Here is a 17,906-nt window from a genome sequence, read left to right on the forward strand (position 1 = left end):
CCGGAATGCCTATGCACATTGTTGCGTCTCCAGCCAGCTAAGCCACTGGTCCATGCCTTCGCCGCTGGTGGCGGAAAGCAGGATGATGTCAATATCCGGGTTCACCTCGCGGGCGCAGGCCAGACACTTTTCTACGTCAAAGTTGAGATACGGCAGCAGGTCGACCTTGTTAAGCAGCATCAGGCTGGCGGCGGCGAACATATGCGGATACTTCAGCGGCTTGTCTTCGCCTTCGGTTACCGACAGCACCGCCACTTTATGACGTTCGCCGAGGTCAAAGCTCGCCGGACACACCAGGTTACCGACGTTTTCGATAAACAGAATGCCGTGGTCCGCCAGCGGCAGGCGCGGCGCGGCGTCGGCGATCATCTGCGCGTCGAGATGGCAGCCTTTGCCGGTGTTGACCTGAATCGCCGGGGTGCCGGTGGCGCGGATGCGCGCGGCGTCGTTCACCGTTTGCTGATCGCCTTCAATCACCGCGCAGGCGGTTTTCTCTTTCAGCCGCAGCAGGGTTTCCGTCAGCAGGGTGGTTTTGCCGGAGCCGGGGCTGGAGACCAGATTCAGCACCAGCTGGTTTTTAGCGGCGAAGCGCGTGCGGTTGCGGGCGGCCAGACGGTTGTTTTTATCCAGCACGTCGATTTCCACTTCCAGCATCCGCCGCTGGCTCTGGCCCGGCGCATGGGTACCCGCCTCGCCGTGACCGTAGTGCAGGTCGCCAGCCTCCGAGCGGGTGGGGGAAAAGTTATCGGTTTTCACGCCGGTAATGTTCATCATCTGGCGCGGGGCGGGCGCGAAGGGTGCGCTGCGAAACGCCGAATGCGGGTTATGCTCGTCGCCTTCTATATAAAGGTTGCCTTCACCGCAGCCGCAGGTTGTACACATAATCTTATTACTCCACTTCTAGTCGCTGAATCTGTAAGCCGTCATCCGCCACGATTTGCAGCCGGTCGCTCTGACACTGCGGGCAGCGGCGCACGTGCTGGGAGATGAGATGCACGTACTGCTGGCAGGATTCACACCAGCATTCAGCCTGTTGTTCGGCGATATGCAGCTCGCAGCCCTCCGCCAGCGTGCCGCGGCACACCAGCTCAAAGCAGAAGGTCAGCGCGCTGGCCTCCACGCAGGAAAACGCCCCGACCTTCAGCCACACGCCGGTCACCCGACGCGCGCCGGCCTGCAGCGCCTGCTGTTCGATAATTTCCAGCGCCCGCTGGCTAAGAGTGATTTCGTGCATGGTGCCTCCGTATCGCGATGGCCCTTTAATGCAATAACGATGCCAGGTCATAGGTAATGTCACGAAAATGTCGATGACACGCTGCAGACGTCGTCATCGACATGTCTTTCCGCCCCCCGGAATTTTATAAAGATGTTTAAAATCAATTAATTAAATTTTGGCATGAAAAGTGCTTAACCGGTGCATCTCATACAACGGGGGATCCGGGATGACTATTTGGGAATTAAGTGAAAAGGCGGACTACATCGCCGATCGTCACCGTCAGCATCAGGAGCAGTGGCACACCTACTGCAACTCCTTGGTACAGGGGATAACCCTGTCGAAAGCGCGTCTGCATCACGCCATGAGCTGCGCGCCGGATAAAGAACTGTGCTTCGTACTGTTTGGCCATTTTCAGGTCTACGTTGCGCTGGCGGAGGGCTTTAACAGCCACACCATCGAGTACTACGTGGAAACCAAAAACGGCGACGACAGACGTCTGATTGCCCAGGCCACGCTGGGTTCAGACGGCACCATTGATGGCCGGATTAGCAACCGCGATCGCGAGCAGGTTCTGGAGCACTATCTGGCGACTATCGCCAGCGTTTACGACCGTCTCTACGAGGCTATCGAACAAGACCAGCCGGTGGATTTAAGCCACCTGACGCTGGCCCGTTAATCGTCAGGTGTCGACAAGTGTCGAAGCTGACACCTGCGCAACCTGTTTTCGTCAAAAATGACTTTCACCTGAGGATGACCCGGTGAACCGTTTTGTAATTGCTGACTCCACCGTCTGTATCGGCTGTCGCACCTGCGAAGCCGCCTGCGCTGAGACTCACCGCCAGCAGGGCCTGCAGGCCATGCCCCGGCTGCATTTAATGCGCAATGAAAAAGAATCTGCGCCGCAGATGTGCCACCACTGTGAAGATGCGCCCTGCGCCGCCGTCTGCCCGGTTAACGCCATTAATCGCGTCGATGGCGCGGTGCAGCTCAATGAGAGCCTGTGCGTAAGCTGCAAGCTGTGCGGCATCGCCTGTCCGTTCGGCGCCATTGAGTTTTCCGGCAGCCGTCCGCTGGATATGCCGGCTAACGCCAATACGCCCCTGGCCCCCGCCGCGCCGCCGGCGCCGGCCCGCGTCAGCTCGCTGCTCGACTGGGTGCCGGGCGTGCGCGCCATCGCCGTCAAATGCGACCTGTGCCACTTCGATGAGGAAGGCCCGGCGTGCGTACGCACCTGCCCGACCAAAGCGCTGCTGCTGGTGGATATCCGCGATATCGCCCAGGCCAGCAAGCGTAAGCGGCAGCTGACTTTTAATACCGATCTCGGCGATCTGTCGCTGTTCCAGGCGCAACAAGGGGACGTGAAATGAGTGTGATTTCCTTAGTGAATCAGGCGGTGGCCTGGTACGCCGCCAGCGCGGTGCTGGCGTTTCTGTTCGCCCTGCGCAAACCGCTGAGCGGGGCGATCGCCGGGATTGGCGGCGCGGTCGCCAGCGCGATGCTGGTGCTGGCGGGCGGAACGGCGCTGCTGATGCCGGAGCGCGTTAGCGGCGGCATGCTGCAGATGCTGCATTTGACCCTGCGCGTGGGCGGCGTCAACGCGCTGTGGCTGCTGGCGATCGGCCTGTCGGCGCTGCCGATTTCACTGTTCAATATCGCCTGGCATCGTCACCCGCAGGTGAAAGCCAACGGCCTGCTGGTGAATCTGCTGCTGGCCGCCGCCGTCTGCGCCGTGGTGGTGACAAACTTCGGCGCGCTGGTGGTGATGGCGGAGATTATGGCCCTTTGCGCCGCGTTTCTTACCGGCTGCGCGCAGTCCGGCAAGCTGTGGTTTGCGCTGGGTCGCCTCGGTACGCTGCTGATGGCGTGGAGCTGCTGGCTGGTCTGGTCGTCCTACGGCACCCTTGAGCTGGCGCAGATTACCCAGCTGGCGATGGCGGCGCCGCAGAACGCGCTGCTGTGGCTGCCGGGCCTGGTCGGCTTTGCGCTGCTGGCCGGAGTTATTCCGCTGCACGGCTGGGCGCCGCAGGCCCACGCCGGCGCCAGCGCGCCGGCCGCCGCGCTGTTTTCCACGGTGGTGATGAAGGTCGGTCTCTACGGCATCCTGACGGTCTCGCTGGCCGGCAGCGTACCGCCGCTGTGGTGGGGCGTGATGCTGCTGGTGTTGGGCATGATCACCGCCTTCGTCGGCGGGCTGTACGCCCTGATGGAGCACAATATTCAGCGCCTGCTGGCGTACCACACCCTGGAAAACATCGGCATTATCCTGCTCGGCCTCGGGGCGTTCGTCACCGGCGTGGCGACCCATAACCCGACCCTGATGGTGCTGGGCTTTATTGGCGGCATGTATCACCTGATCAACCATAGCCTGTTTAAAACCACCCTGTTCCTCGGCGCGGGGGCGGTGTGGTTCCGCACCGGCCATCGCGATATCGAAAAGCTCGGCGGGATCGGCAAGAAAATGCCGCTGATTTCGCTCGCGATGCTGGTGGGCCTGATGGCGATGGCCGCGCTGCCGCCGCTGAACGGCTTTGCCGGGGAGTGGGTTATCTATCAGTCCTTCTTTAAGCTGAGCACCGGCGACGCGTTTGTTGGCCGCCTGCTCGGGCCGCTGCTGGCGGTAGGCCTGGCGATTACCGGCGCGCTGGCGGTGATGTGTATGGCGAAAGTCTACGGCGTCACCTTCCTCGGCGCGCCGCGAAGTAAAGAGGCGGAAAACGCCACCTGCGCGCCGGGGCTGATGACCTTTAGCGTGGTGCTGGCCGCCGTCTGCTGCGTGATTGGCGGGGTTGCCGCGCCGTGGCTGCTGCCGCTGGTGAGCGGGGCGTTTCCGGTGCAGGCGGAGGTCTCCAGCGCGGTGTCCCAGCCGATGATCGCCATTCTGCTGATTGCCTGCCCGCTGCTGCCGCTGCTGCTGATGATCTTCTTCAAGGGCGATCGCCTGCCGGCGCGCTCCCGCTGGGCGGCCTGGGTCTGCGGCTACGACCATGAAAAATCCATGGTGGTGACCGCCCACGGTTTCGCCATGCCGGTGAAAGAAGCCTTTGCGCCGATTCTGAAACTGCGCCACTGGCTGAACCCGGTGCGCCTGGTGCCCGGCTGGCAGAACGCTTCCGCGCCTGCGCTATTTCGCGGCGTGGCGCTGGTGGAGCTGGCGGTACTGGTGGTGATTGTGATTTCCCGAGGAGCCTGAGAATGAGCGTATTAATTGCATTGTTGCAGGCGCTGGTGCTGTTCGCCGTCGCGCCGCTGTTGTCCGGGGTGACCCGCGTCGCCCGCGCGCGTCTGCATAATCGCCGCGGTCCGGGCGTGCTGCAGGAGTACCGGGACATTCTGAAACTGCTGGGCCGCCAGAGCGTTGGCCCGGATGCCTCCGGCTGGGTCTTCCGCCTGACGCCGTACGTGATGGTCGGCGTGATGCTGACCATCGCCACCGCGCTGCCGGTGGTGACCGTTGATTCGCCGATGGCGGGGCTGGGCGACCTGATTACCCTGATCTACCTGTTCGCTATCGCCCGCTTCTTCTTTGCTATTTCCGGCCTTGATACCGGCAGCCCGTTTACCGCTATCGGGGCGAGCCGCGAAGCGATGCTCGGCGTGCTGGTGGAGCCCATCCTGCTGCTCGGCCTGTGGGTCGCGGCGCAGGTCGCGGGGTCCACCCATATCAGCAGTATCACCGACACCATTTATCACTGGCCTGTCGCCCGCACTCTTCCGCTGATTCTGGCGCTGTGCGCCTGCGCCTTCGCCACCTTTATCGAAATGGGCAAGCTGCCGTTCGACCTGGCGGAAGCGGAGCAGGAGCTGCAGGAAGGCCCGCTCTCGGAATACAGCGGCAGCGGCTTCGGCGTGCTGAAGTGGGGCATCAGCCTCAAGCAACTGGTGGTCCTGCAGATGTTCGTCGGCGTATTTATCCCGTGGGGACAGATGACCAGCTTTAGCGTCGGCGGTCTGCTGCTGGCGCTGGTGGTTGCCGTCGTCAAGCTGGTGCTCGGCGTGCTGGTGATTGCGCTGTTCGAAAACAGCATGGCGCGTCTGCGCTTTTGCGCCACCTCCCGCGTCACCTGGGCCGGGTTTGGTTTTGCCTTTTTAGCCTTCGTCTCCTTGCTGGTGGCGTGATTTAAGAGAGTTTGAGCATGTCTGAAGAAAAAATCGGTCAACACTATCTCGCCGCGCTGCATCAGGCCTTTCCGGGCGTGGTGCTGGATGAAGCCTGGCAGACCAAAGACCAGTTGACGGTCACGGTGAAGGTCAACTATCTGCCGGAAGTGGTCGAGTTCCTGTACTACAAGCAGGGCGGCTGGCTGTCGGTGCTGTTCGGCAACGATGAACGCAAGCTGAACGGCCACTACGCCGTCTACTACGTGCTGTCGATGGAGCAGGGCACGAAGTGCTGGATCACCGTGCGCGTGGAAGTGGACGCCAATAAACCCGAGTATCCGTCGGTGACGCCGCGCGTGCCGGCGGCGGTATGGGGCGAGCGCGAAGTGCGCGACATGTACGGCCTGGTGCCGGTGGGGCTGCCGGACGAGCGCCGGCTGGTGCTGCCGGACGACTGGCCGGATGAACTCTATCCGCTGCGTAAAGACAGCATGGACTACCGCCAGCGTCCGGCGCCGACCACCGACGCCGAAACCTACGAGTTTATCAACGAGCTGGGCAGTAAGAAAAACAACGTGGTGCCGATTGGCCCGCTGCACGTCACCTCCGACGAACCGGGCCACTTCCGCCTGTTCGTTGACGGCGAGAATATTATCGACGCCGACTACCGCCTGTTCTACGTCCATCGCGGGATGGAAAAGCTGGCGGAAACCCGGATGGGCTACAACGAAGTCACCTTCCTGTCGGACCGGGTGTGCGGTATCTGCGGTTTCGCCCACAGCACCGCCTACACCACTTCGGTGGAGAACGCGATGGGGATCGTGGTGCCGGAGCGCGCGCAGATGATCCGCGCCATTCTGCTGGAGGTGGAGCGCCTGCACTCGCACCTGCTGAACCTCGGCCTCGCCTGCCACTTTACCGGCTTCGACTCCGGGTTTATGCAGTTCTTCCGCGTGCGCGAAACCTCGATGAAGATGGCGGAAATTCTTACCGGGGCGCGTAAAACCTACGGTCTGAACCTGATTGGCGGCATTCGTCGCGATCTGCTGAAAGAGGACATGATCCAGACCCGCCAGCTGGCGCAGCAGATGCGCCGCGACGTGCAGGAGCTGGTGGATATGCTGCTCAGCACGCCGAATATGGAGCAGCGTACCGTGGGCATCGGTCGTCTCGACCCGCAAATCGCCCGCGACTTCAGCAACGTTGGTCCGATGGTGCGCGCCAGCGGCCACGCCCGCGATACCCGCGCCGATCACCCGTTTGTCGGCTACGGCCTGCTGCCGATGGAAGTGCACAGCGAACAGGGCTGCGACGTCATCTCGCGCCTGAAGGTGCGCATCAACGAGGTCTACACCGCGCTGAACATGATCGACTTCGGCCTCGATAACCTGCCGGGCGGCCCGCTGATGGTCGAAGGGTTCACCTATATTCCGCACCGCTTCGCGCTGGGCTTCTCGGAAGCGCCGCGCGGAGATGATATCCACTGGAGCATGACCGGCGACAACCAGAAGCTGTACCGCTGGCGCTGCCGGGCGGCGACCTACGCCAACTGGCCGACCCTGCGCTATATGCTGCGCGGCAATACCGTCTCCGACGCGCCGCTGATTATCGGCAGCCTCGACCCGTGCTACTCCTGCACCGACCGCATGACCGTAGTCGACGTGCGCAAGAAGAAAAGCAAAGTGGTGCCGTACAAAGAGCTGGAGCGCTACAGCATCGAGCGTAAGAGCTCGCCGCTGAAATAAGGAATCGCCATGTTTACCTTTATTAAAAAAGTCATCAAAACCGGCACCGCGACGCACTCATACCCGCTGGAGCCGATGCCGGTGGATAAAAACTTCCGCGGCAAACCGGAGCATAACCCGCAGCAGTGCATCGGCTGCGCCGCCTGCGTTAACGCCTGTCCGTCGAACGCCCTGACGGTGGAGACCGATCTGGCCACCAACCAGCTGGCGTGGCAGTTCAACCTCGGACGCTGCATTTTCTGTGGACGCTGCGAAGAGGTTTGCCCGACGGCGGCGATTAGGCTCTCTCAGGAGTACGAGCTGGCGGTGTGGAAAAAAGAGGATTTCCTCCAGCAGTCGCGTTTTGCCATCTGCCACTGTCGGGTATGCGCACGGCCGTTCGCCGTACAGAAAGAGATCGACTACGCCATCGCGCTGCTCAAACACAACGGCGACAGCCGCGCCGAGCTGCATCGCGAAAGCTTTGAGACCTGCCCGGAGTGTAAACGCCAGAAGTGCCTGGTGCCGTCCGACCGTATTGAACTGACTCGCCATATGAGAGAGGCCAGCTGATGAGCAACTTATTAGGCCCGCGCGATGAAAACGGCATTCCGGTGCCGATGACGGTGGATGAGTCCATCGCCAGCATGAAGGCATCGCTGCTGAAGAAAATTAAGCGTTCCGCCTACGTCTACAGGGTGGACTGCGGCGGCTGCAACGGCTGCGAGATCGAGATTTTCGCTACCCTGTCGCCGCTGTTCGACGCCGAGCGTTTTGGGATCAAAGTGGTGCCGTCGCCGCGTCACGCCGATATTCTGCTGTTTACCGGGGCGGTAACCCGGGCGATGCGTTCTCCCGCGCTGCGCGCGTGGCAGTCCGCGCCGGACCCGAAAATCTGTATCTCCTACGGCGCCTGCGGCAACAGCGGCGGCATCTTCCACGACCTCTACTGCGTATGGGGCGGCACCGATAAAATCGTGCCGGTGGATGTCTATATTCCCGGCTGCCCGCCGACCCCCGCCGCGACGCTGTACGGCTTCGCGATGGCGCTGGGCCTGCTGGAACAGAAAATCCACGCTCGTCTGCCGGGCGAACAGGACGAACGGCCGACCGAGCTTCTGCACCCGGATATGGTACAGCCGCTGCGGGTGCGCATCGACCGCGAAGCGCGCCGGCTGGCGGGCTATCGCTACGGTCGCCAGATAGCCGACGACTATATGCGCCTGCTGGGGCAGGGCGATAGCCAGGTGGTGCGCTGGCTGGAGGCGGAAAAAGATCCGCGCCTGACCGAGATCGTCACCCATCTGAACCAGGTGGTCGAGGGAGCGCGTATCCGATGAGCGAGACGGTGGTGTTCAGTCAGCTGAGCCGTAAATTTATTGATGAGAACGATGCGACGCCCGACCAGGCGCAGCAGGTGGTCTATTACAGCCTGGCGATTGGCCACCACCTCGGCGTCATCGACTGCCTTGAGGCGGCGTTGAGCTGCCCGTGGCAGGCGTATCTGGCGTGGATTGCGACCCTCGAAGAGGGCAGCACCGCGCGGCGCAAAATGGAAGGCGTGCCGAAGTACGGCGAGATTGTTATCGACAGCAATCATGTGACGATGCTGGCCAACGCTTTTGATAAAGCGCAGGCCCGGCAGACCCCCGAGCAGCAGGCGTGGAGCAAAACGCTGCTCAGCATGCTGCATGATATTCACCAGGAAAGCGCCATCTATCTGATGGTGAGGAGACTCCGTGACTGACGTTTTACTCTGTGTCGGCAATAGTATGATGGGCGACGACGGCGCAGGTCCGCTGCTGGCGGAGATGTGCGCGGCTAACCCCGTCGGCGAATGGGTGGTGATTGACGGCGGCAGCGCGCCGGAGAACGATATCGTCGCCATTCGCGAGCTGCGCCCCGAGCGCCTGCTGATCGTCGATGCCACCGATATGGGCCTGAATCCCGGCGAGATCCGCATCGTCGATCCGGACGATATCGCCGAGATGTTTATGATGACCACCCACAATATGCCGCTCAACTATCTGATCGATCAGCTAAAAGAGGATATCGGCGAGGTGATTTTCTTAGGCATTCAGCCGGATATCGTCGGCTTTTATTACCCGATGACCCAGCCGATTAAGGACGCGGTCGAGGTGGTGTACGCGCGGCTTGATGGCTGGCAGGGGAATGGCGGTTTTGCGGCACTTGAAGCCGCAGAGGAGCCGGCGTTCCCCGGCTAAGCGCAGCGCGAGCCGGAAGTTCGGCCAGGGGGAGCAAGCGTACTTTTTTCCCGGGTCGCGGCGTAAACGCCTTACCCGGGCTACGACGACTTTTGTCACCCGTAGCGTTTGCCAGTCCCGGAGGCGATGCTGCGCATCTGTCCGGGCTACCGGTTCGCGGGCGTTGATGAACCTGTAGCCGGAAGTTCGGCCAGGGGGGAGCAAGCGTACTTTTTCCCGGGTCGCGGCGTAAACGCCTTACCCGGGCTACCGGTCTGCGGGCGTTGATGAACCTGTAGCCCGGCTAAGCGTAGCGCAAGCCGGGAAAATTTCCGTGTTGCAGGTGTTTGTTAGGCTGAGGAGCCCTCAGTCCGCGGGGCACACTACGCCAAATCTTCCCCATTGCTGGCAATCACCTTCTTATACCACCAGAACGACTTTTTGCGTTTTCGCGCCAGCGTGCCGCGTCCGGCATCGTCGCGGTCGACGTAGACAAAGCCGTAGCGCTTGCTCATCTCGCCGGTAGAGGCGGACACCAGATCGATACAGCCCCAGCTGGTGTAGCCCATCACCGGAATGCCGTCCTCGATGGCGTCACCCATCGCCTTAATATGCTCGCGCAGATAGCTGATGCGATAGTCGTCATTAATCTCGCCGTTAGCGTCAATCTCATCCCGCGCGCCGAGACCGTTTTCCACGAGGAACAGCGGTTTCTGGTAGCGGTCATACATCATATTCATGGTGATGCGCAGGCCGAGCGGGTCGATGCCCCAGCCCCATTCGCTGGCCTGAATATGCGGGTTCTTCAGCGATTTAACAATATTGGCGGCGCTGGTGTTGCCGGCGTTCATCTCCGCCGACGCGCAGCGCGAAGCGTAGTAGCTGAAGGAGACGAAATCGACGGTATGGCGCAGGGTCTCATCATCGCCCGCTTCTTTGGCGATGGTCACGCCTTTCTCGCGGAATACCCGCGCCGCCCACACCGGATACGCGCCGCGCGCCTGGACATCGATAAAGAACAGGTTCTCGCGATCTTTCTCCAGCGCCATCCACACGTCTTCCGGCTTACAGGAGTAGGGGTAGAAGTTGCCGCCCGCCAGCATACAGCCGACCTGATTTTGCGGATTCACCTCGTGGGCGATTTTGGTCGCTAAGGCGCTGGCGACCAGTTCGTGATGGGCGGCCTGGTATTTCACCTGCTCCTGATTTTCCCCCTCTTCAAACACCAGACCGGCGCCGGAGAACGGGCTATGCAGCATGATGTTGATTTCATTGAAGGTAAGCCAGTATTTCACCAAGCCATCAAAGGCTTCAAAGCAGGTGCGGGCGTAGCGGGTGAAGAACTCCACCATTTTTCGATTGCGCCAGGAGCCGTACTCGGTGACCAGGTGCATCGGCACGTCGAAATGGCACAGCGTCACCAGCGGCTCGATGCGGTGCTTTTTGCACTCCTCGAACAGCGAGCGATAAAAGGCGATCCCTTCCGGGTTCGGTTCCAGCTCATCGCCCTTAGGAAACAGACGGCTCCAGGCGATAGAGGTGCGGAAGACGCTAAAGCCCATCTCCGCCATCAGGGCGATATCTTCTTTATAACGATGATAAAAATCGATCGCCTCGTGGCTCGGGTAGAACTCATCGTCGCGCAGCGCGAAGCGTTTCTCCTGCCCCAGCTTGACCGCCAGGCGGTGCGCGCCGTGGGGAATCATATCGACGGTGGTCAGCCCTTTGCCGCCCTCCAGATATGCCCCTTCGGACTGGTTGGCGGCCAGTGCGCCGCCCCATAAAAATCCCTGTGGAAAAGTCGCCATGCGTTACCTCGTTAACAAAATGGTGTTCAGGCGTGAGAAGCCTGGGTGCCGGCCTGGCGCTGTCTGGCGTCGGCGGCGGCTTCTTCTTGCGGAATATCTTCAAAGCCAAGCATCAGCGTCAGGACAAACGACAGCACTACCGCCAGCGCCATGACGCCGAAGACCCAGACGATGGTCATCGGATTGGCCGGGTCGAAAAACTGGACGCTGGTAAACAGCCCCGGCGCCGCCATTGAGTGGCTGGCGAGCCCGGCAATACCGGCCACCGCGCCGCAGATAAAGCCGCTGATCAGGCTGGCGATCAGCGGTCGCTTCAGCCGCACCGCCACGCCGTACAGCGCCGGTTCGGAAATCCCCGCCAGAATCGCGGAAGCCGCGGCCGCCAGCGCCGTCTGGCGCAGCTCCGGGTTTTTGGTTTTCCACGCCACCGCCAGCGACGAACCGCCCAGCGACAGATTAGCGCCGATTTCCGACGGCATTACCATGCCCTCTTTGCCGGTTTCGGCGATGGTCTGAATGATAGTCGGGGTAAAGACCCGGTGCATCCCGGTCATCACCAGCAGCGGCCACAGGGCGCCCATAATCGCCACCGACAGCCAGCCGAGATAGCTGTGGATTGTATAGACCAGTGCGGAAATGGCGCTACCGATCCAGATGCCGAGCGGGCCAATCAGCAGAATCGACAGCGGAGCGGCGATCAGCACGATCAGCATCGGTTTAAGGAAGTTTTTTGTCACCGCCGGGGTGATACGGTCGACCCAGCGTTCGATATAGGAGAGGCACCAGGTCATCACCAGCGCCGGGATCACGGTATAGGTGTATTTCACCGCCGTCACCGGAATAAAGGCGAACTCCACGTGCTCGCCCTGGGCGGCTTTGGCCATCAGCTCGATAAAGCTCGGGTGTACCAGCACCCCGGCAATCGCAATCGCCAGCGACATATTGGTTTTGAACTTCACCGCCGCGGAGGCCGCGACCATCAGCGGCAGGAAGAAGAACGCGCCGTCGCCGATCACCGTCAGAATAGTCAGCGTTGGCGCGCCTTTGGGCAGCACGCCGGTCATCTCGAGGATCATTGCCAGCAGCTTAACCATCGATCCGCCGATAATCGCCGGGATCAGCGGCGACATGGTGCCGATCAGCGCGTCGAGGATCCCGGCGCCGATGCGTTTCAGAGTAATGGGTGGTTTCCCCTGCGGTTCGGCGGGGCGCAGATCCCCCGGCAGCAGCGCAACCACTTCACGATACGCCTGGGAGACGGTATTGCCCACGATCACCTGGCACTGGTTATCGCTACGCACGACGCCGAGCACGCCTTTCAGCCCTTTGAGGGTGGCGCTGTCGACCCGCTCGTTGTCTTTGACCACGAAACGCAGGCGGGTCATGCAGTGGGTGACGGCGGCAACGTTATCTGCGCCGCCAATTGCCGCGATAATTTGCTGCGCCAGAGCTGCATAATTTTTAGACATCGGATTTTATCCTGTTTATCAATGGGGTACTGGCTTGTCGCCGCGCCGGAAAGCGGAGCGGCATCATGCATACATAGGAAACCGGTTCCACAAAATCATGATTAGTTTCATTAATTCATACAAGAAATAAAAAAATAAGATCTCGATTTTGTGATTTTGATCGCTGTGTGCGCATCAGCGCGGGCGACGCGCAAATGCTGAAAAAGCGCAGCGCGTGCAGTACACTGCGGGCAACATTGGCAACAGGAATAACCACATGGCAACGATGCTGGAGGTAGCGAAGCGCGCGGGGGTGTCAAAGGCCACCGTTTCGCGGGTGCTGTCGGGGAACGGCTATGTCAGCCAGGAGACCAAAGATCGCGTCTTCCAGGCGGTGGCCGAAAGCGGCTACCGGCCGAATCTGCTGGCGCGCAACCTGGCGACGAAAAAGACCCAGACCCTCGGGCTGGTGGTGACCAACACCCTTTATCACGGCGTCTATTTCAGCGAACTGCTTTACCACGTGGCGCGGATGACCGAAGACAAAGGGCGGCAGCTGATCCTCGCCGACGGCAAGCACAGCGCGGAGGAGGAGCGCGAGGCGATTCAGTATCTGCTCGATCTGCGCTGCGATGCGATTATTATCTATCCGCGCTTTCTCAGCGTTGATGAGATGGATGAGATTATCGAAAATCATGAGCGGCCGATCATGGTGCTCAACCGCCGCCTGCGCCGCAACGCCAGCCACTGCGTCTGGTCCGATCAAAAGGCCTCGGCGATGATGGCGGTGGAAAAGCTTATCGCGCTGGGCCATCGGGAAATCGCGTTTATTACCGGTTCGCTGGATTCGCCAACGGGCGTAGAGCGTCTCTCGGGCTATAAAGACGCGCTGGCCCGCGGCGGCATTGCCCTGAATGACTCTCTGATCGTCGAAGGCCGCTGGACGCCGGAAACCGGCGCGGCGGGAGTCGAGACGCTGCGCCAGCGCCGCGTCGGCTACAGCGCGCTGGTGGCGAGCAACGACGATATGGCGGTTGGCGCGATGAAGCAGCTGCATCAGCTCGGCGTCAAGGTCCCGGAGCAGGTTTCGGTGGTGGGCTTTGACGATATCGCGCTGGCGCCGTTTATGGTGCCGGCGCTCTCCAGCGTCAAAGTCCCGGTGACGGAGATGATCAAAGAGAGCATTAACCGGCTGATCTTTATGCTCGACGGCGGCGATTTTAAATTTCAGCAAACCTTTTCCGGCGAGCTGATTGAACGCGACTCGATGGTTCCCGGCCCGCACGCCTGACGTCGTCAGCTGTCATCGTCACAACTGACGATGACAGTATCTCCCGTATTTATCTTCTTTAATATCAGTTAGATAAAAGTTGGAACGCATTATGCATACTCCGGCGCGTAACCTTCTTACAGCTGGAGAAATGGATGAACCGTTTCATTATCGCCGACGCGAGCAAATGCATCGGCTGCCGCACCTGTGAAGTGGCCTGCGTGGTCTCTCATCAGGAAAATCAGGACTGCGCCGCGCTGACGCCAAAAAGCTTTTTACCGCGTATTCACGTGATCAAAGGCGTTAACGTGTCGACGGCCACCGCCTGCCGTCAGTGCGAGGACGCCCCGTGCGCCAACGTCTGTCCGAACGGCGCGATCAGCCGCGATCGGGGCTTCGTCCACGTGATGCAGGAGCGCTGCATCGGCTGCAAAACCTGCGTGGTGGCCTGTCCCTACGGCGCCATGGAAGTGGTGGTGCGCCCGGTTATCCGCCACAGCGGCGCGGGGCTGAACGTGATGGCGGAAAAAGCCGAAGCCAACAAATGCGACCTTTGCCACCACCGTGAGGAAGGCCCGGCCTGTATGGATGCCTGTCCGACCCACGCGCTGATTTGCGTCGACCGCAACAAGCTCGAACAGATGAATATCGAAAAACGCCGCCGCACCGCGCTGGCCTGGTAAGCCGGTCGCGCAATGAACGGGGTGCAAATCCGCATTCGCGGTAAAGTGCAGGGGGTGGGATTCCGCCCCTTCGTCTGGCAGCTGGCGCAGCAGCTGGAGCTGCGCGGCGACGTGTGCAACGACGGCGACGGCGTGCTGGTGCGCCTTGTCGGCGATGATGCGCCATTTCTCGCCGCGTTAACCCGGCGCTGCCCGCCGCTGGCGCGTATCGACAGCGCGGCAGCGGCGCCTTTTGTCTGGGCCGCGCCGCCGCCGGGCTTTACCATCCGCCAAAGCGGGGCCGGAAGCATGCGCACGCAGGTTGTGCCCGATGCCGCTACCTGCCCGGCATGCCTGGCGGAGATGAACAACCCGCGGGAGCGCCGCTACCGCTATCCGTTTATCAACTGCACCCACTGCGGGCCGCGCTTTACCATTATTCGCGCTATGCCCTACGACCGCCCGCTGACCTCTATGTCGCCGTTTCCTCTTTGCCCCGCCTGCGCGACGGAATATGGCGATCCCGCCGATCGCCGCTTTCACGCGCAGCCGGTAGCCTGCGCCGAGTGCGGGCCGCAGCTGGAGTGGCGCGGCCCGCAGGAGCATTTATTTGGCGAGGCCGCCTTAGATGCGACGATTGCTCGCCTGCTGGCGGGCGATATTGTGGCGGTGAAGGGGCTGGGCGGTTTCCATCTGCTGTGCGACGCCGGAAACCGCGAGGCCGTGGCGAAGCTGCGGGCGCGTAAGCATCGCCCGGCGAAACCGCTGGCGGTGATGCTGGCGACAACGGCGGGGCTCGATGAACCGGCGCTGACGCTGCTGACCTCTCCCGCCGCGCCGATCGTGCTGCTGGAGAAAACGCAGGTGGCCGGCCTGTGCGACCAGATTGCGCCAGGGCTTGCGGAAGTAGGGGGGATGCTGCCGTCTAATCCACTGCAGCATTTACTTTCGCAGGCGCTGGCGCGCCCATTAGTGATGACCTCCGGCAACCTCAGCGGCCGCCCGCCGGCGTTAACCAACGCCGAGGCGCTGGCGGATTTAGCCGGAATTGCCGACGGATTTCTGCTGCATAATCGCGAGATTGTGCAGCGGATGGATGATTCCGTGGTGCGGCAAAGCGGCGAGATGCTGCGCCGTGCCCGTGGCTACGTGCCTGACGCGCTGGCGCTGCCGCCGGGTTTCCACGACGTACCGCCGCTGCTGGCTCTCGGCGCGGATATGAAAAATACGTTCTGCCTGCTGCGCGGCGATGAAGCGGTGCTCAGCCAGCATTTTGGCGATCTCGATGAGGAGGGCGTCGAGGCGCAGTGGCGGCAGGCGCTGCGTCTGATGCAGGAGATTTACGCTTTTACCCCGCAGCGGGTGGTTGCCGACGCCCATCCCGGCTACCGCGCTTCGCGGTGGGCGGCGTCGCTTATGCTGCCGGTGGACCGCGTGTTGCATCATCATGCCCACGCGGCCGCCTGCCTGGCCGAGCACCGCTGGCCGCGGGAGGGAGGCGACGTGATTGCCCTTATCCTCGACGGTATCGGGATGGGGGAAAACGGCGAGCTGTGGGGCGGCGAGTGCCTGCGGGTCAACTATCGCGAGTGCGAGCATCTCGGCGGTCTGCCGGCGGTGGCGCTGCCCGGCGGCGACCTCGCGGCGCGTCAGCCGTGGCGCAATCTGCTCGCCCACTGCCTGGCCTTCGTCCCCGAGTGGCAGAATTATGCCGACACCGCCGCGCTGCGCCAGCAAAGCTGGCCGCTGCTGGCGCGGGCAATCGAGCGCGGTATTAATGCGCCGCAGGCATCGTCGTGCGGCCGTCTGTTTGACGCCGTCGCCTGCGCGCTGGAGTGCGCGCCGCTAACCCTGAGCTATGAGGGGGAAGCGGCGTGCCGTCTGGAGGCGCTGGCGGCGACCTGCGAAGGAGTTGAGCATCCGGTGACCCTGCCGTGGCGCGATGGAAAACTGGATCTGGCGACGTTCTGGCAGCAGTGGCTGAGCTGGCAGGCGAGCCCGGCGCAAAAAGCGTGGGCCTTTCATGATGCGCTGGCCCGCGGGCTGGCGGCCATGATGCGCGATTGCGCGAACGCGCGGAATATTCACACGCTGGCCTTCGGCGGCGGGGTACTGCACAACCGCCTGCTGACGGCGCGATTGACCTTTTATCTGGCCGATTTTACTCTGCTCTTTCCGCAGCAGCTGCCCGCAGGCGATGGCGCGATTGCCTTCGGCCAGGCGGTTATCGCTGCGGCCCGCCTGCAGGCTTAAAGGACACCGATATGATAGTGACGATTTTGCGTCAGCAGCCGCGCGCAGCGGCGCTGGTGCTGGCATTGATTGCTGCCAATTTGCTGGCCTGGGGCTGGGCGTTTACGGCGTTCGGCGGCAGCGGCGCGCTGATGGCCGCCAGCCTGCTGGCCTGGGGTTATGGTCTGCGCCACGCGGTGGACGCCGACCATATCGCGGCGATCGACAACGTGACCCGCAAAATGATGCAGCAGGGGAAGCGGCCTTTTGCCGTTGGCGCGTGGTTCTCGCTGGGGCATTCGTCGATTGTGGTGCTGGCTTCGGCGGCGATTGCCGCGACCGCCACCGCGTTTGGCCAGCAGATGAGCTGGTTTCACGAGACCGGCAGCGTTATCGGCACCGCCGTGTCGGCGCTGTTCCTGCTGGTGATGGCCTTTATCAACCTGGTTATTTTGCGCAGCGTCTGGCGCAGCTTTCGGGCGTGGAAGCAGGGCGAAAAGGTGAGCGATGAGGTCATGACCGGCGGCGGCATGATGAGCTGGTTGTTCGGTAAAACCTTCCGCCTGATTAGCCGCAGCTGGCAGATGTATCTGGTGGGCTTTCTGTTTGGCCTCGGCTTTGATACGGCGACGGAAATCGGCGTGCTGGGGATCTCCGCCGCCAGCGCGTCGAGCGGGGTGTCAATTTGGTCGATTATGGTTTTTCCGGCGCTGTTCGCCAGCGGGATGGCGCTGGTGGATACGCTCGATAACGTGCTGATGGTCGGCGCCTACGGCTGGGCGTTCAGCAAGCCGCAGCGCAAGCTCTATTACAATATGACCATTACCGGCACCTCGGTGGTGGTGGCGCTGTTTATCGGCGGTCTGGAAGCGCTGGGGCTGTTGATGGATAAGTTCTCTCTGAGCGGCGGCCTCTGGCGCTGGGTTGGCGCATTGAACGACCATCTCGGCGACGCCGGTTTTGTGGTGGTCGGGCTGTTCGTGGCCTGCTGGGTGCTGTCGGTGCTCAACTACCGCTGGCGCGGGTACGATAACCTGGCGCGGTAGGTTGGGCATTTCCCCGGCTCGCGCTGCGCTTAGCCGGGCTACAGGTTAATGGCCGTCTGCTGGCGGTAGCCCGGACAGATGCGCAAGCATCGCCTCCGGGAAATTATGCCACTCTGCGCGCTGCTCCCGGGGGCGGCGCAAGGCGCCTGCCCGGGCTACTGCCGTCTGAGATCCGGTAGCCCGGGTAAGGCGTTTACG

At 61.9% G+C, this 17,906-nt stretch carries 17 protein-coding genes; 13 read left to right on the forward strand and 4 right to left on the reverse strand.

What is annotated here, in order from left to right:
• Positions 1–9: 9 nt before the first annotated feature.
• Both hypB and hypA read right to left on the reverse strand, forming a co-directional pair.
• Positions 10–882 (reverse strand): hydrogenase nickel incorporation protein HypB, encoded by an 873-nt coding sequence (gene hypB, locus CDA56_RS13455; RefSeq protein ID WP_104011371.1) that lies wholly within the window; start codon positions 880–882, stop codon positions 10–12.
• 7 nt (positions 883–889) lie between these two features.
• A complete protein-coding gene (hypA, locus tag CDA56_RS13460) occupies positions 890–1,234 on the reverse strand; it encodes a hydrogenase maturation nickel metallochaperone HypA (RefSeq protein WP_004114752.1) in 345 nt (114 codons plus the stop codon).
• A 208-nt stretch (positions 1,235–1,442) separates the two neighbouring features.
• On the opposite strand from hypA, the gene hycA reads away from it, so the two are divergent.
• From hycA to hycI, 9 genes are all read left to right on the forward strand, one after another.
• Entirely contained in the window at positions 1,443–1,892 is a 450-nt protein-coding gene (gene hycA / locus CDA56_RS13465; protein ID WP_004134329.1) for a formate hydrogenlyase regulator HycA, read from the forward strand.
• 82 nt (positions 1,893–1,974) lie between these two features.
• A complete protein-coding gene (locus CDA56_RS13470; protein WP_049068949.1) occupies positions 1,975–2,583 on the forward strand; it encodes a 4Fe-4S dicluster domain-containing protein in 609 nt (202 codons plus the stop codon).
• Positions 2,580–4,406 (forward strand): formate hydrogenlyase subunit 3, encoded by a 1,827-nt coding sequence (gene hycC, locus CDA56_RS13475; protein WP_104011372.1) that lies wholly within the window; start codon positions 2,580–2,582, stop codon positions 4,404–4,406. The genes CDA56_RS13470 and hycC overlap by 4 nt, the downstream gene beginning before the upstream one ends.
• A 2-nt stretch (positions 4,407–4,408) precedes the next feature.
• A complete protein-coding gene (locus tag CDA56_RS13480; RefSeq protein ID WP_004104852.1) occupies positions 4,409–5,332 on the forward strand; it encodes a respiratory chain complex I subunit 1 family protein in 924 nt (307 codons plus the stop codon).
• A 17-nt stretch (positions 5,333–5,349) separates the two neighbouring features.
• Positions 5,350–7,059 carry a formate hydrogenlyase subunit HycE gene (gene hycE / locus CDA56_RS13485; RefSeq protein ID WP_104011373.1) on the forward strand — a complete coding sequence of 570 codons (1,710 nt, stop codon included), beginning with the start codon at positions 5,350–5,352 and terminating at the stop codon, positions 7,057–7,059.
• A 9-nt stretch (positions 7,060–7,068) separates the two neighbouring features.
• On the forward strand, positions 7,069–7,611 hold the full coding sequence (locus tag CDA56_RS13490) for a formate hydrogenlyase complex iron-sulfur subunit (protein WP_025107277.1): 543 nt from the start codon (positions 7,069–7,071) through the stop codon (positions 7,609–7,611).
• Entirely contained in the window at positions 7,611–8,378 is a 768-nt protein-coding gene (locus CDA56_RS13495) for an NADH-quinone oxidoreductase subunit B family protein (protein ID WP_032750980.1), read from the forward strand. Before CDA56_RS13490 ends, CDA56_RS13495 begins: the two co-directional genes overlap by 1 nt.
• Positions 8,375–8,785, forward strand: a complete 411-nt coding sequence (locus CDA56_RS13500; protein WP_014226530.1) for a formate hydrogenlyase maturation HycH family protein — start codon at positions 8,375–8,377, stop codon at positions 8,783–8,785. Before CDA56_RS13495 ends, CDA56_RS13500 begins: the two co-directional genes overlap by 4 nt.
• Positions 8,778–9,263, forward strand: a complete 486-nt coding sequence (gene hycI, locus CDA56_RS13505) for a hydrogenase maturation peptidase HycI (RefSeq protein WP_032694626.1) — start codon at positions 8,778–8,780, stop codon at positions 9,261–9,263. Before CDA56_RS13500 ends, hycI begins: the two co-directional genes overlap by 8 nt.
• A gap of 362 nt (positions 9,264–9,625) precedes the next feature.
• Here hycI and CDA56_RS13510 read toward each other — a convergent pair whose 3' ends face one another.
• The gene (locus CDA56_RS13510) at positions 9,626–11,050 is read right to left on the reverse strand and encodes a 6-phospho-beta-glucosidase (protein ID WP_104011374.1); all 1,425 of its coding nucleotides are present in this window, start codon (positions 11,048–11,050) and stop codon (positions 9,626–9,628) included.
• Between the two features lie 26 nt (positions 11,051–11,076).
• A complete protein-coding gene (gene ascF, locus CDA56_RS13515; protein WP_047723028.1) occupies positions 11,077–12,519 on the reverse strand; it encodes a PTS cellobiose/arbutin/salicin transporter subunit IIBC in 1,443 nt (480 codons plus the stop codon).
• 256 nt (positions 12,520–12,775) lie between these two features.
• Here ascF and CDA56_RS13525 point away from each other — a divergent pair, with 256 nt between their 5' ends.
• From CDA56_RS13525 to CDA56_RS13540, 4 genes are all read left to right on the forward strand, one after another.
• The gene (locus CDA56_RS13525; RefSeq protein ID WP_025107280.1) at positions 12,776–13,789 is read left to right on the forward strand and encodes a LacI family DNA-binding transcriptional regulator; all 1,014 of its coding nucleotides are present in this window, start codon (positions 12,776–12,778) and stop codon (positions 13,787–13,789) included.
• Positions 13,790–13,923: 134 nt separating this feature from the next.
• The gene (gene hydN / locus CDA56_RS13530; RefSeq protein WP_014226525.1) at positions 13,924–14,451 is read left to right on the forward strand and encodes an electron transport protein HydN; all 528 of its coding nucleotides are present in this window, start codon (positions 13,924–13,926) and stop codon (positions 14,449–14,451) included.
• Positions 14,452–14,463: 12 nt separating this feature from the next.
• Positions 14,464–16,683: a carbamoyltransferase HypF gene (gene hypF / locus CDA56_RS13535; RefSeq protein ID WP_103813820.1), complete on the forward strand. Its 2,220-nt coding sequence runs from the start codon at positions 14,464–14,466 to the stop codon at positions 16,681–16,683.
• Positions 16,684–16,694: 11 nt separating this feature from the next.
• Complete coding sequence (locus CDA56_RS13540) at positions 16,695–17,708, forward strand: HoxN/HupN/NixA family nickel/cobalt transporter (RefSeq protein WP_025107282.1); 1,014 nt, start codon at positions 16,695–16,697, stop codon at positions 17,706–17,708.
• The last annotated feature ends 198 nt before the right edge of the window (positions 17,709–17,906 follow it).

This window comes from Klebsiella michiganensis, assembly GCF_002925905.1.
Taxonomy (GTDB): Bacteria; Pseudomonadota; Gammaproteobacteria; order Enterobacterales; family Enterobacteriaceae; genus Klebsiella; species Klebsiella michiganensis.